The organism is Dyadobacter subterraneus (assembly GCF_015221875.1).
Lineage (GTDB): Bacteria > Bacteroidota > Bacteroidia > Cytophagales > Spirosomataceae > Dyadobacter > Dyadobacter subterraneus.
In genome coordinates this window covers 1,265,385-1,280,689 of sequence record NZ_JACYGY010000001.1, presented here as the reverse complement: position 1 = coordinate 1,280,689, position 15,305 = coordinate 1,265,385, and the positions used below count along the sequence as shown (strand labels likewise).

Annotated in this window: 9 protein-coding genes; all 9 read left to right on the top strand. The window is 39.3% G+C overall.

Annotated features, from left to right (window positions below):
- Positions 1 to 21 precede the first annotated feature (21 nt).
- The 9 genes from IEE83_RS05340 to IEE83_RS05300 all read left to right on the top strand — a co-directional run bounded on the left by IEE83_RS05340 (position 22) and on the right by IEE83_RS05300 (position 15,298).
- Positions 22 to 3,195: an efflux RND transporter permease subunit gene (locus IEE83_RS05340; RefSeq protein ID WP_194119577.1), complete on the top strand. Its 3,174-nt coding sequence runs from the start codon at positions 22 to 24 to the stop codon at positions 3,193 to 3,195.
- On the top strand, positions 3,192 to 4,610 hold the full coding sequence (locus IEE83_RS05335) for a TolC family protein (protein WP_194119576.1): 1,419 nt from the start codon (positions 3,192 to 3,194) through the stop codon (positions 4,608 to 4,610). The genes IEE83_RS05340 and IEE83_RS05335 overlap by 4 nt, the downstream gene beginning before the upstream one ends.
- Positions 4,611 to 4,723: 113 nt before the next feature.
- Complete coding sequence (zwf, locus tag IEE83_RS05330; protein WP_228101683.1) at positions 4,724 to 6,265, top strand: glucose-6-phosphate dehydrogenase; 1,542 nt, start codon at positions 4,724 to 4,726, stop codon at positions 6,263 to 6,265.
- A gap of 187 nt (positions 6,266 to 6,452) precedes the next feature.
- Positions 6,453 to 7,358 carry a bifunctional 5,10-methylenetetrahydrofolate dehydrogenase/5,10-methenyltetrahydrofolate cyclohydrolase gene (locus tag IEE83_RS05325; RefSeq protein ID WP_194123304.1) on the top strand — a complete coding sequence of 302 codons (906 nt, stop codon included), beginning with the start codon at positions 6,453 to 6,455 and terminating at the stop codon, positions 7,356 to 7,358.
- A 128-nt stretch (positions 7,359 to 7,486) separates the two neighbouring features.
- Entirely contained in the window at positions 7,487 to 8,719 is a 1,233-nt protein-coding gene (locus IEE83_RS05320; RefSeq protein WP_194119575.1) for an NADP-dependent isocitrate dehydrogenase, read from the top strand.
- Positions 8,720 to 8,909: 190 nt separating this feature from the next.
- Positions 8,910 to 9,893 (top strand): L-histidine N(alpha)-methyltransferase, encoded by a 984-nt coding sequence (locus IEE83_RS05315; RefSeq protein WP_194119574.1) that lies wholly within the window; start codon positions 8,910 to 8,912, stop codon positions 9,891 to 9,893.
- Positions 9,894 to 9,981: 88 nt separating this feature from the next.
- A complete protein-coding gene (locus IEE83_RS05310; RefSeq protein ID WP_194119573.1) occupies positions 9,982 to 13,161 on the top strand; it encodes a S41 family peptidase in 3,180 nt (1,059 codons plus the stop codon).
- 87 nt (positions 13,162 to 13,248) lie between these two features.
- Positions 13,249 to 13,848 (top strand): hypothetical protein, encoded by a 600-nt coding sequence (locus IEE83_RS05305; RefSeq protein WP_194119572.1) that lies wholly within the window; start codon positions 13,249 to 13,251, stop codon positions 13,846 to 13,848.
- A gap of 169 nt (positions 13,849 to 14,017) precedes the next feature.
- Entirely contained in the window at positions 14,018 to 15,298 is a 1,281-nt protein-coding gene (locus IEE83_RS05300) for an NAD(P)/FAD-dependent oxidoreductase (RefSeq protein WP_228101682.1), read from the top strand.
- Positions 15,299 to 15,305 lie beyond the last annotated feature (7 nt).

Here is a 15,305-nt window from a genome sequence, read left to right as displayed (position 1 = left end):
TTACCGCTAACCATCAAAACCATGTTACAAAATATTATCAAACGTCCTGTTCTGGCAACAGTTATTTCAATACTGTTGGTAATTCTGGGAGTACTTGGCCTGGTCCAGTTACCCTTGCAACAATTCCCCGACATAGCGCCACCTCAGGTAATGGTAACAGCCGTTTACCCGGGGGCCAATGCTGAAACAATTCTGCGCTCGGTTGCACCATCGCTCGAAGAAGCCATCAATGGTGTCGAGAATATTACTTACATGAGCTCCACTGCCAGTAATGATGGAACCCTTGCCATCACTGTTTTCTTCAAGCTCGGCACCGATCCAGATCAGGCGGCCGTCAATGTACAGAACAGGGTAAGCCAGGCTACCAGCCAGCTGCCACCCGAAGTCGTCCAACAGGGTATTATCACCGCCAAACAACAGAATAGCTTGATTATGGTCGTAGGCGTTTATACCGAGGACGAAAAAAAATATGATGAGACTTTTGTAAACAACTATACTTCCATCAACATCATCCCTGATATCAAAAGGATTCCCGGTGTCGGCCAGGCATTCCTGTTTGGGGGAGCCAAAGATTATTCCATGCGCGTTTGGCTGAACCCGGCACAGATGCAGACCTACCATGTCACACCTGCGGATATATCGGCAGCCATCCAGGATAAAAGCCTCGAAGCAGCCCCGGGAAGGTTTGGTGACAGAAGCAAGGAAGCATTCGAATATGTAATCAAGTACAAAGGAAAATTAAACAAAGCAGAAGATTACGAAAATATTGCCATTAGGGCCAATAACGACGGGTCCGTGCTCAGATTGAAAGATGTTGCCCGTGTGGAACTCGGATCCTATACCTATGCCACCAGAACCCGTTTGAATGGTAAGATCGGCGTTGGTATTGCCATCGTTCAGCTGGCCGGATCAAACTCCAACGACATCCAGATCGCTGTAAACAAACTCGTCGAAAAAGCTTCCAAATCATTCCCGGAAGGTATTAAGTATAACACCTTTTATAGTACAAAAAGAGCACTCGACGCTTCTATCGAACAGGTGGAACACACTTTGATTGAAGCATTTATACTCGTTTTTATTGTTGTGCTGCTCTTCCTGCAGGATTTCCGCTCTACGCTTATACCGGCCATTGCCGTCCCGGTTGCCATTGTGGGTACCTTCTTCTTTATGTATGTCTTCGGTTTTACAATCAACCTTTTGACGCTGTTCGCACTTGTGCTGGCCATTGGTATTGTCGTCGATGATGCCATTGTTGTTGTGGAGGCCGTGCACGCCAAGATGGAACACGAAAAGCTCCAGCCCAGAGAGGCAACCATAAAAGCCATGCATGAAATCACCGGTGCAATCATTTCGATTACCTTGGTTATGGCAGCCGTCTTTCTCCCAGTCGGGTTTATGGAAGGATCTACGGGATTGTTTTACAGACAGTTCGCTTTTACCATGGCCATTGCCATTGTCATCTCCGCAGTTAATGCCCTTACTTTGAGCCCGGCGCTTGCTGCCCTGTTTCTGAAAAATCCGCATGCACATCCCGGACAGCAAAAACAAAACTTCAAAACCAAATTCTTTGCCGGCTTCAATGCAGGTTTTGAAGGGCTGACAAACAAATACATGGGAATGCTGGGCTTTCTTCTCAAAAGAAAGTGGATCGCTTTGAGCGGACTGGCCGTAGTCATTATCAGCACCGTGTACATGCTACGTACCACACCAACAGGATTTATACCCACAGAAGACCAGAACTTTCTTGCCATTGCTATTTCAACACCCTCAGGAACATCGCTCAAACGAACAGAACAGGTCATGATTGAAGCAGAGAAGAAATTGAAAGCACTGGATGCTGCCGAATTCGTGGTTACGATTCCAGGTTACAGCCTGTTAACCTCCTCAGCAAGCCCATCTTCGGCCACTTCTTTTGTGCAGCTGAAACTTGCGGCCGACCGCGGAAAAGTTAAGGATATTAACCAGCTGCTGGGCGTTGTCCAGACTACACTGGCCGATGTCAAAGGAGGCAGTTTTTATGCTTTTACCTTCCCGACAGTGCCTGGATTCAGCAACATTGAGGCACTCGATGTCGTGCTGCAGGACAGATCCGGAGGACCGCTCGGTAAATTTTCTGCCATTACCAATGAATTCATCGGCGAACTTAATAAACAGGCACCCGTGGCGGCTGCTTTCACAACATTCAAGGCCGATTATCCACAATACCAGCTCGAAGTTGATGATGACAAAGCCGACCAGCTTGGTGTAAAGGTAAAGGACATCCTGCAAACCATGCAGGCATACTTTGGTACTGCCCAGGCATCTGACTTTAACCGCTTCGGTAAGTACTATAAAGTTGTCTTACAGGCTGACGCTGCCGATAAAGCTGAACCCGCTTCCTTAAATAGTGTTTATGTCAAAAACCAGCGTGGTGATATGGTCCCGTTAAATACCCTGGTGACACTCAAAAGGGTATTCGGCTCTGAAACCGCTTCCCGTTACAACCTTTTTAACTCTATACAGCTTAATGTTATTCCTAAGCCTGGATTCAGTTCCGGAGATGCCATTGAAGCAATTAAAAACCTTGCTGCAAAAAAACTTCCTTCCGGTATCACTTACGAATTCTCAGGACAAACCAGAGAAGAAATTTCATCAGGCGGACAATCCGTTATTGTTTTCATGCTTTGTCTTGTCTTTGTTTACTTCCTTCTGGCGGCACAGTATGAAAGTTACATCCTGCCGTTCTCGGTTATTCTTTCAATTCCTACCGGCATATTCGGTGTGTTTGCAGTCATTGGCATCAAAGGGATTGAAAACAACATCTATGTCCAGGTCGCACTGGTCATGCTCATAGGCTTGCTGGCCAAGAATGCCATCCTGATCGTAGAATTTGCACTCCAACGAAGAAAGGCCGGTAAATCCCTGGTTGAAGCAGCCATGGAAGCATCCAGACTAAGGCTCCGTCCGATCATTATGACCTCCCTGGCCTTTGTATTCGGCATGTTCCCCATGAGCATCGCCACAGGACCATCAGCACAGGGAAACCATTCCATCAGCTTTGCGGCCGCAGGTGGTATGATCTCAGGCGTCGTACTGGGTGTAATCATCATACCAGTGCTATTCGTCGTGTTCCAATCTATTCAGGAAAAATTTACTAGCAAAAATTTGACATCTATAAATGAAAATAACGATGGTTTAATACCAAACGCAATATGAAAAATCAAAAAAAAATTAAGCTGGCGCTTACGCTACTCGGCCTACAACTCTTCCTGGCTTGTAAAATATCAAAGGATTTATCTATCGAAAGTGCGAGCCTTCCCACGACCTTCCGAGATAACACTACCGAAGACTCTATTTCGGTTGCACAAATGCCCTGGCAGTCATTCTTTCATTATGCTGATTTAAACACGTTAATTTCAGAAGCACTGGCGCATAACAATGACATGCAAATGGCAATAAAAAATATAGAAAGCTCAGCTTTGGCGCTACGCCAGGCCAAATTGGGAAATATTCCCAATCTAAGCTTTCAAATTAATGGATTAACAAACAGACCGTCTGACAATAGCCTAAATGGATTAACGCTTGATAAGTTTTTGCAAACGAAACATATTGAAGACTATACCTTAGGCCCAGTACTTTCCTGGGAAGCAGACTTATGGGGTAAAATTAAAAATCAAAAAGCCCTAGCCCTGGCGTCTTACCTTCAAACCCAGGAAGCAAAAAAAGCTGTTCAAACAAGAATTGTTTCAGACATATCAAAAGGATTTTACAATCTATTGATGTTGGACGCACAGTTGGCTATTGCAAAGAGAAATGTACAACTAACTGATAGCACCCTGATTATAATGAAATTGCAGTTTAATTCTGGCCAGATCACATCGCTTGCAATCGAGCAAGCACAGGCCCAGAAACTATCTGCCGAAAAGCTCATTCCTAAATTTGAACAGGATATCTCAATACAAGAAAATGCTATCAGTGTTCTAAGTGGAAGAAGCCCATCATTAATAATCCGTACTCTTAATCTGGAAACGATCAATATACCAGATAGCCTTAGCGTAGGCATTCCCAGTGAACTGCTTACCAGAAGGCCAGATATCAAAATTTCTGAACTGGCCTTATCAAGCGCTAATGCAAACTCTGCAATTGCGAAAGCAGCGATGTACCCTTCATTTATTTTAACTGCACAGGGTGGATTGGATGCCTTTAAGGCTAGCAATTGGTTTAATATTCCGGGATCCCTCTTCGTTACGGCGCTAGGAAGCATGACCCAGCCTATGTTTCAACAAAGAAAATTTCGAACACAGTATGAGATTTCACTTGTTAAACGTCAGCAATCATTGATTCAATTTCAGCAATCATTCCTCATTGCTGTTGGTGAAGTTTCAAATGCCTTGGTAAAAATGGATAAATTAAAACAACAGCAACGTTTTATTTTTGATCGCACAGAGGCTCTAAGGCAGGCAATTCAAAACTCCAAAATGCTTTTTGGTAACGGGATTGCAAATTATTTGGAAGTTATCACTGCTCAAAGTAATGTTTTGCAAAGTGAGCTAGAACTTGCTGCAATTAAAAAGGATCGGTTGGATGCCAACGTAGATCTGTATCGGTCAGTTGGCGGTGGTTGGAATTAGTTTTTGATGTGACAAATGTCACAAGTATTTTGTGTCAAATGACGTTCCTACCATTTTTTAGTCTGTATACTTTTGTCAGGCATTCCGCTAGCGGAAAAAACAGAAAAAAATAAATGCAACAGTTTGAACATGAAATGGGAAAGAATATAAAATTACATCCAACAATATTTATTGTTTTTGGTGGAACCGGCGACTTGAATGCCAGAAAATTAGCACCTGCCCTCTACAATTTATTTATCGAGGGCCACATGCCACATGATTTCGCTATGATAGGCACTGGTAGAACAAAACTTACTAATGAAACATTTAGAGGTAAAATGCAAAATGGTGTTAATTCCTATTCCAGAAATGTACCCGCAAATAAGGAAGTGTGGGAGGCATTTTCCAGAAATATCTTTTACCAATCCTCAGATGCAAACGATGCAGAGAGTTACAAAGAATTTGATATTAGGATAAAAAATTTGAATGCAAAATGGAAGACAGAGGCCCAAGTTATTTTTTATCTGGCAGTAGCACCCGAATTTTTCCCAATAATAGCCAAAAATATAGAGGCTGCCGGTCTTTCAGATCCGAAAAGTACAAGAATCGTTATCGAGAAACCTTTTGGCCATAACTTAAAGTCGTCAATTGAACTGAATGAATTACTGGCCAAAATTTATCAGGAAAAACAAATTTACCGCATCGATCATTATCTTGGTAAAGCCGCGGTTCAAAACATATTGACTTTTCGTTTTGCAAATTCGATTCTGGAACCCCTTTGGAATTCTGAACATATCGAACACGTTCAAATCTCAGTTACGGAACAGTTAGGTGTTCAAGATCGGGGTGATTACTATGACAATTCAGGTGCACTTCGCGATATGATTCAAAATCATGTTTTACAGCTACTTTGCCTTATCGCGATGGAGCCACCCGTTACTTCGAATTCTGATTCTATACGTGACAGCAAAGTAAACGTTCTTCGTTCAATCCGAAAATTTTCTAGAACCGAGGTTCACACATCCTCTGTACGTGGACAATATAGCGGCGGATTAGTTGAAAATGTGCCAGTGCCAGGCTATTTACATGAGTCCAAAGTCAATCCTCATTCAAATACTGAAACATTTGCAGCGATAAAATTTCTAATTGACAATGACCGATGGCGCGGAGTACCATTTTACCTGAGGAGCGGAAAACGAATGCAACAATCCTCTTCCTTGATCACAATTCATTTTAAAGAATCAGCATATGCGACATTTCCGAATGGATTAAAAAATCATATTCATCAAAATAAACTTGTTATAAGTATACAGCCTGAGATGAGTATTAGACTGCAGATGCAGGCAAAGCGACCACAAGTTGACATGGACATAACACCTGTCGACATGGTTTTTGATTTTAAGGAAACCTTTAAAAATCAAGCACCAGAGGCATATGAAACTCTATTACTAGATACCATGAAAGGAGATCAGACACTTTTCATGAGAGCAGATCAAGTGGAAGCAGCATGGGAAGTTGTTATGCCAATTCTAGATTCCTGGCAAAATGATCAAGATTTTAAACTATTTGAGTATCCGGCGAATTCTGTAAACGCTCAAGTAGGTGAAGATTTGATCACCAAAGATGGTTTTAGCTGGTTTGACCTGCCACTACAAAATAAAAAAGCCAGTGCATAAAAGCAAAACCTATTGGATTATCGCCATTGACTTGCACACTACCCAAAGGAGATGGGAGAGATAAATATTATTCAGAAAATAGTTTGGAGCCAGAAGTAACCGACTAGAAGCATTCTGAAAAGCAGTGGAACGTGGTAAAAAGCTTTTGATAACTCCCGATTTAGCCTTCATTCATTCAAAATATTTTATGCAATTATTAGACGGAAAAATTATTTCAGAAAAATTTAAGATTAAAATTAGTGAAGAAGTCGTGGCTATGAGGAAAAATTCCGGCAAGCAACCACACTTAGCAGCGGTGCTGGTCGGAAACCATGGTGCTAGCGAGACCTATGTGGCTAGCAAGATGAAAAATTGCGAAATTGTTGGCTTTAAATCAACATTGATTAAATTAGAAAACAAGATATCCGAGGAAGAGCTAATAAAAAAAATACTGGAACTAAATGAAAACAACGATATCGATGGAATTATCGTACAGCTCCCGTTGCCTGCTCACATTAATCCGGAAAAAATAACAGAATGCATCGACTACAGAAAAGATGTAGACGGTTTCCATCCTGTTAATTTAGGAAGAATGCAGCGCAACCTCTCGTCATTTATTCCTGCAACTCCCTATGGCATAATGCTGATGCTAGAAGAATATGGAATTAAGACAGAGGGAAGACATTGTGTTGTAGTGGGTAGAAGTAATATTGTGGGATTACCGATGAGCATTTTGATGGCTCGCGACTCTAACCCAGGAAACTGTACTGTTACATTATGTCACATTTATACGCCTGAGGTCAAACTACATACTAGTCAGGCAGATATTTTGATAGTTGCAGTTGGCAAAAGAAATTTTATAACAGCGGACATGGTCAAACCGGGGGCGGTTGTCATAGATGTTGGGATTAACCCAGAAATATCACGTCAGACAAAAACTGGTTATAAGCTGTATGGTGATGTAGATTTTGATAAAGTAAGTTCAAAGACATCTTGGATAACGCCCGTACCAGGGGGAGTCGGTCCAATGACAATCACAGCCCTGCTCAAAAATACACTTCTTGCCGCTAAACAACGACTTCTTTACGCTGATGAAGTCAGCTTAATGGCTTAGGAATTATAAATTTCGTTTCGGTAAAATTTAACGTATACAGACAAAGGTCAAAGAATCGAAATTCTCTTAGTAAGCAATAAATCAAAATAATAGAAACAATTATTTAGTAACATTAGTAACAAATGAGCATGACAAAAATTAAGGTAGAAAACCCGGTAGTAGAACTTGATGGTGATGAAATGACCAGAATCATATGGAAATTCATCAAGGATAAATTAATTGTTCCTTACCTCGATATAGATATCAAATACTACGACTTAGGTATTGAGTATCGTGACGAAACTAATGACCAGGTTACAATTGATGCTGCTAACGCGATCAAAAAATATGGTGTAGGAATTAAATGCGCAACGATTACTCCGGATGAAGAACGCGTTTTAGAATTTAATTTGAAACAAATGTGGAAGTCTCCGAATGGTACAATTCGTAATATATTAGACGGAACTGTATTTCGCGAGCCTATTGTTATTTCAAATATTCCACGCTTGGTTACAAACTGGACATCACCAATTGTGATCGGTCGCCATGCTTATGGAGATCAGTACAAAGCAACTGATTTCAAAACGACAGGTAGGGGTAAATTGACGATTTCCTTTACACCGGAGAATGGCTCAGCATCTGAAACTTTTGAAGTATTTAACTTTGATGGAGATGGGGTAGCCATGGCAATGTACAATACAGATGAATCTATTACAGGATTTGCCCACGCTTGTTTTAATCAGGCATTGTTAAAGGGTTGGCCGTTATATCTTTCAACAAAAAATACAATATTGAAAAAATATGATGGCCGTTTTAAAGATATTTTCCAAGGACTTTATGATTTGGAGTATAAAGAAAAGTTTGAGGCTAACGGAATTGTATATGAACATCGACTAATTGATGACATGGTGGCATCAGTTTTAAAATGGAGCGGTAGTTTTGTTTGGGCATGTAAAAATTACGACGGAGACGTTCAAAGTGATACAGTCGCACAAGGTTTCGGCTCGTTAGGGCTAATGACGTCAACCTTAGTAACGGCGGACGGCAAAACAATGGAAGCTGAGGCAGCACATGGAACTGTAACTCGACATTATAGAGATCATCAAGCGGGAAAACCTACGTCAACAAATCCTATTGCATCAATTTTTGCCTGGACACGCGGATTGGAATTTCGTGGAATTCTTGATAAAAACCAGGACTTGGTTAATTTCTCTAAGGCACTGGAATCCGTTTGCATTGAAACGGTTGAAAATGGTAAAATGACAAAGGATTTGGCTATTGCTATCCATGGAAATAATGTAGAGCATCGTGTTCATTATTTATATACCGAAGAATTTCTGGAAGCCATAAATGAAAATCTAAAAATCAAATTGTTTCAATAGTTTCAGGGAGGCGCAGTCTTCTGACTGCGCCTTTTTGGTTAAAGCTAGATTCATTGTCAAACTAATCTCGATTCTTATATGCTAAAAAAATACATATATATAGAATCATTCAAGCCGCATTGGTAAGTTACAATATGGCAGTACCTGCGTTATCTAACTTTTAAAATTCATTTAAACTATAGTTATGAATATGAACGCTACACAAAACGTGATTGATTCCTTACAAATTCATAAAAACTTTTTGGAAGACGTTACAGCTGGATTGACGTGCAGAAATAAATTTCTTCAACCCAAATATTTTTATGATTTAGTTGGCGATAGCTTATTCCAAGACATTATGGTTTGTCCTGAATACTATCTTTCAAGAGCCGAACTAGAAATTATTTCTGATCAAAAAACTGAAATTCTAAATCAATTACCATATGTTGAAAACGGATATGATGTTGTTGAACTTGGAGCAGGAGATGCATCAAAATCTATTCATTTACTAAATCAGGCCATGCTGATGGGTTTGTCTAACCATTATATTCCTATCGATATATCTTCTAACATAATAGATTATCTTGATATTACTATACCCAAAATCATCGATGGGATAAGTGTTAAAGGGGTTGCACAAGAATATTGTCATGCCCTCCAACAAATTAACACAATAAGTCAAAAAACCAAACTCGTATTGTTTCTAGGCACTAATATTGGCAATATGACGATTAACGAGGCAACGATATTTTGCAAAAATATGAAAACCTTTCTAGCTAAAGGTGATCATCTAATAATTGGTTTTGACCTAAAAAAGGACCCGAGCACTATACTGTCTGCTTATAATGACTCATCGGGGATAACCAAAGCGTTCAATCTTAACCTCTTAACAAGAATAAACACTGAATTGGGAGCAAACTTTAATTTAGATTGTTTTGAGCATTACCCCGTTTACGATCCAGGGACCGGTGCTTGTAAAAGTTACCTAATAAGTAAAAGGGTTCAAAGAGTTTCGCTTTATAATGGCACACAGTTTTATTTTCAGAAAGATGAACCTATTTATATGGAAGTCTCCCAAAAATATGACTTGCAACAGATTCGGGAATTGGCACAGACCTCTGGATTTAGTGTGAAGAAATTCTTCATAGATAAAGAAAATAAATTCGTCGACGCACTTTGGGAGATTCAATCCTGATTGGTTGCGGATGTTCGAATCAGGTGCCAGCCTTAACTATTTTATTGACTAAGAGAAAATGAGAATTTTGATAGCTACACTGCTAATCATGCAGTCTGTAATTGGTAATTGCCAAAAAACTTCAACGTTGTTATGGATGCAACAACCATCTATTTCCCCGGATGGCAACTGGATTGCATTTGAATATAAAGGGAACATTTTCAAAGTTGCGGTCACAGGTGGCCAGGCAATGCCTTTGACGGCAACGAAAGAGTATAATGGCTATCCGGTTTGGAGTCCGGATAGCAAAAGCATTGCCTTTGCATCAAATCGATTTGGGAATTTTGATATTTTTCTTACCTCATCAAATGGGGGTAACGCACATCGCCTTACGTTTGACTCGTCAAAAGATATACCGTTGGAATTTTCACAAGACGGTACTCTGATATATTTTGGAACAGACCGTCACGATATTTATTCCTCCGTTCGCTTCCCGAATGATCCAATTTGGATGAAATTATATAGTGTTCCAGTTACAGGTGGCAAAAACTTGTTAATTAATTCTGCCGGGACAGAAAATGCTCACTTTAATACTACAAAGGATAAACTGATTTTCCAAGATAGGAAAGGAATCGAAGATCCGTTTCGCAAGCATCATATATCACCAGTCACCCGCGATATTTGGCTTTATGACCTAAAAAAAGATCTATATATAAAATTGACAAATTTTGAAGGTGAAGATCGTGAACCTTTATGGGGTATTGGAAGTGAGTTCTATTACCTAAGTGAACAGAAAGGAAATCAGAATATTTTCCAATCTTCCTTAGATAACCCTAATCGATCAAAGCAGCTCACAACTTTTAAAAAAAATCCAATTCGTGATCTTTCACGATCGAAAAACGGCACCATGGTATTCACCCAAGGCGGTGACATTTATACATTGTTTAAGGGTTATAAGCCACAGAAATTGATCATCAAAATGGCTAATAACTTTAATTCAAGCCAATTTCAAGACATTAAAATTAAAGATGGAATTACGGAGATGGTTTTATCACCGAATGGAAAGGAAATTGCCTATGTACGCCGTGGAGACGTTTTTGTCACGTCAGCGGATGGCAAAGTTGCAAAGCAAATCACACATACCCCCTATCAGGAACGGATGATTAACTATGCTCCAAATGGAAAGGCAATAATTTATGCGGTCGAAAAAAATCAATCCTGGGATATATACCAATCCTCAGTCTTAAATTTAGACGAACCTTATTTTTATGCAGCTAACGAAATTAAAACGTTACCAGTTATTGAAAGTGACAGAGATGAATTTCAACCAGCATACTCGCCCGATGGTAAAAAATTGGCATTCCTTGAAGAAAGAAATACTATAAAAATTCTCGATCTTAAAGATAAAAAAGCAACTACAGTACTTCCTGAAGGCATTAATTTTTCATACTCCGATGGAGACCAATCATTTAGCTGGTCACCAGACAGCCAAAATTTACTTGTAAAGTCATTGGAGGGCTATAGCTATAATTATAACGTTGTTTTAATCAGGATAGATGGTAGCCAAAACAGAGTCAATTTGACACAAAGCGGCTTCGGAACTGAAAAACCTAAATGGGGATTGAATGGTCGAATGATATACTTTCTCTCAGATAAGGATGGAATGAGAAACATGGCAACTGGAAGTCAGAGCGATGTGTACGGAATCTTTTTTAATAAGGGTACTTTTGATGAATTCGCAGGAAATAGTTATTCAGATACTTTGCTCAATCAGCCTACCAAAGATTCAACAAATCTCAGGGAAAACTTAAACTACGACATAAATCTTGAAAATTTGGAGTTTAGATCTGCAAGAATTAGCAAGTATTCCACCAATATGGCAGATGCAATCTTATCAAGAGATGGTAGAAAGCTTTATTTTTTGGCTAGACAAAATGAACATTATGATTTATGGATGACAAATTTAAAAAGTCATAGCACAAGCCTACTAGCAAAACTAAATGTGAATAATGGTGAAATATCTTATTCGCCAGATGATGATACCCTATTCATTTTGGCTGATGGTAGAATTCTAAATATTGATTGCAAATCAGGCAATATGACCATTATCTCCAAGGATACGACTATGCAAATCGACCTAGTCATGGAACGTAATTATATTTTTAAGCATATTTATTTGACGATGGTTAAAAAATTCTTTGATCCAAGATTGCAAGGTGTAAACTGGCAATCTTACTATGAATATTACGCTGGTTTTTTACCTCATATTAATAATGACATCGATTTTCAAATATTGCTAAGCGAATTCATTGGTGAACTGAATTCATCGCACACAGGTGCCCGTTTAGTTAACCAACAGTTTGATGCAATTGATGAGACCGCAGCGCTGGGACTTTTGTATGAATTAACTGATCAAAATAAAGGCCTTGTAGTCAAAGATATTCTCATAGGTGGTCCTTTTGACAGAGCTATTTCCAGTTTAAAAAAAGGCTCTATTATTGACCAAATTGATAGCACACCATTAGATTCCTTAACGGATTGGGCTTTCCTGCTAAATAAAAAAAACGAGAAAGCTGTTAAAATTGGGTTTTTTGACCCTTTAACAAATAAACATTATGAAGAGGTCATTAAACCAACCAGTCCAAAATACGAGACATCAACGTTGTTGTACAAACGTTGGGTTCATACAATGGAACAATTAACGGACAGTCTATCCGGAGGAGATATAGGATATATACATATTGCACAGATGAACGAAACCAATCTCCGAAATTTTATCGACAAGTTCACAGGCAAATTCAGGGATAAGCAAGGTGTGGTAATTGATACGCGGTATAACCCCGGAGGTAATATCCACCCCGAACTGATTAAAGTTCTAACTGACAAACTTGGTCTGCTCCCAAGACCACAGGGTCACAAAATGTTAAATGCTGCTCAGCAAGACGGGTCTGTAAAACCGACCTGCCTTCTGGTATCCGAAGGGAATTATTCTGACGGATTTAATTTCGCATTCGTTTATCAAAAACTAAAAATCGGCAAATTGATTGGCACCCCCATTGCTGGAACGGGTACGGGTCCATATCGAGAAGTACAAATAAACGGAACAATTTCCATAGGTTATCCAACAATGGGACTTTCTTGGTTGAGAGAGGATTCATTGCTTGAAAATCATGCCATTGAGCCCGATGTAAAAGTATACAATGATTTTCAACAAATTTTGATCGGAAAAGACCAGCAGCTAGAAGTGGCAATCAAAACGTTGTTGTTGGATATAAACAGCAAAAAGTAATCATGGGAGTATAGTCATGTTGAAACATGACTTACCTGGCAAGTCTTAGTAAGGTCCTTCCATCATGAATTAATTCATACTACATAAATGAATAAGATAATCACAGTACTTAGCATGATCTTTTTTTGGTCGTGCTCCAACGTATTTTACCCTCAAAAAAAAATTGACAGAACAGAGGACATGGCTGTTAACTGGGTATACGCCAAAAAGGTAAATCCCTACTTTCGCCAGCAAATTGATTCTGTTTTGACCAACGAAATGGCAAAGTTTAATCAGGAAAACCATTCCTATCATGTCCATGAAAAAACGGATTTTGATAAGAGTTATCTAAACCTGAACTTCACAAACGGAAAAATAGTTGGAAATAAAGAAAGATTTTGGGGGTATATAACATTCCTCGTCGGAAATATTGCAGCACCAGCGACATTACTTGCAACAGGACATTCGGCTTTCAGCGCAGCTTATCTTCCGTACAACAAGATTAAAGCAAAAGTCACCTATTATCAGCCCCAAAAGTCAAATAAAGAAAACAGCAAAAAACTTACAGTGAGAAGCGGAGCACTTTTTGGCAAAAGAACAGTGAGGCTAAATCGAGTAGTACATAGGCTTGCGAGACGCTTCCACAAAACCTTATTACAACAACATATACGGATCGACGAAGTTAATAAACAAGAGAAAAATTCGTAGAAACCATGTTAAGTACACTAATTTCGACTGGAATATTTATGAACAAGCCATTTTAGAAATGATTTCATATGTGCAACTTTGGATCGACAGCTACTCAAATTTGCCTAGTATCGATTAAAACGAATCGTCCTACGTTAGCCAAAAATAAACACTCATAAACAGAATCAAGATGGACGAAAATATGGAAAATTCAATTTACGATGAGAAACATGTTATAGTGATTGGCGGCGGTTTTGCCGGGATTAACTTCGCACAGCAAATTCTGAAAAACCCACATTATCAGATCACGCTAATTGATAAGAATAATTACAACTATTTCCCACCATTGCTATACCAAGTCGCCACCAGCTTTCTTGATCCGGCTAGCATAAGCTACCCATTCCGAAAGCTGTTAAGGGGAAAAAGAATTCGATTTCGGATGGGGGAAGTTTCGAAAATAGATACTGAAAAACGTACAGTATTTATAAATGACGACCCAATCCAGTACGACTTCCTGGTTTTTGCAACTGGTGCGAAAATCAATTATTTTGGAAATAATAGTATTGAAAAAAATGCGCTTCCGATGAAAACGATTGATGATGCACTTAGAATGCGTAATGAGTTGTTGAAAACACTTGAAATGGCAACGGTCACGCAGGATGCCATGGAAAGGAAGAAATTACTTAATGTAGTTGTTGCTGGTGGTGGACCTACTGGAGTTGAGATTTCCGGTATGTTGGCGGAACTCAAAAAATTTATGCTAACAAAAGATTATCCCGAACTTAAAGAAAATCCAGGTAATATTTATGTCATTGATGGTGGAAAAAATCTGTTGGCGCAGATGAGTCAAAAAAGTCAACAAAGGGCCTATTTGGCTTTATCGCAGCTAGGTGTGAAAATTAAATTAAGTACTCGGGTTTTAGATTTTGAAAACGATATCATTAGGTTGTCGACTGGTGAGGTAATAGCTTCCAAAACATTGATTTGGGCAGCCGGTATCACCGCTAATACGTTTGAAGGTATTCCCGAAACAAGTCTTGGAAAAGGTAAAAGAATGATAACCGACCAATTTAACAAAGTGATCGGAATTGATTATACATATGCAATAGGAGATTCAAGCATCCAAACCTTAGACAGGAACTATCCGGACGGACATCCACAATTGGCACAAGTAGCCATTCAACAAGGATTAAATCTCGCCAAAAATTTTAACGCAATGTCAAAAGGAGAAGAATCAAAAGCCTTTAGATACAATGACAAAGGTGATATGGCTATCATTGGAAAGAGCACTGCCGTTGTAGATCTATTTAAAAAGAGTTTATTTCTTCATGGTTTCATTGCACTTTTGGTCTGGCTATTGATTCACTTGATTTCATTGGTGAATTACAGAATTAAGTTAAGAACCCTTTGGAATTGGTTTGAAGCTTATGTCTCCCGTGACCAGTCTCTGAGGACTATTTTTCGATCCTGATTTTTCA

Bases quoted from the DNA above. Each gene is read 5' to 3' on its own strand.
- IEE83_RS05340 (WP_194119577.1), top strand. From the start codon at position 22: ATGTTACAAAATATTATCAAACGTCCTGTTCTGGCAACAGTTATTTCA.
- IEE83_RS05335 (WP_194119576.1), top strand. From the start codon at position 3,192: ATGAAAAATCAAAAAAAAATTAAGCTGGCGCTTACGCTACTCGGCCTA.
- zwf (WP_228101683.1), top strand. From the start codon at position 4,724: ATGCAACAGTTTGAACATGAAATGGGAAAGAATATAAAATTACATCCA.
- IEE83_RS05325 (WP_194123304.1), top strand. From the start codon at position 6,453: ATGCAATTATTAGACGGAAAAATTATTTCAGAAAAATTTAAGATTAAA.
- IEE83_RS05320 (WP_194119575.1), top strand. From the start codon at position 7,487: ATGACAAAAATTAAGGTAGAAAACCCGGTAGTAGAACTTGATGGTGAT.
- IEE83_RS05315 (WP_194119574.1), top strand. From the start codon at position 8,910: ATGAACGCTACACAAAACGTGATTGATTCCTTACAAATTCATAAAAAC.
- IEE83_RS05310 (WP_194119573.1), top strand. From the start codon at position 9,982: ATGCAGTCTGTAATTGGTAATTGCCAAAAAACTTCAACGTTGTTATGG.
- IEE83_RS05305 (WP_194119572.1), top strand. From the start codon at position 13,249: ATGAATAAGATAATCACAGTACTTAGCATGATCTTTTTTTGGTCGTGC.
- IEE83_RS05300 (WP_228101682.1), top strand. From the start codon at position 14,018: ATGGACGAAAATATGGAAAATTCAATTTACGATGAGAAACATGTTATA.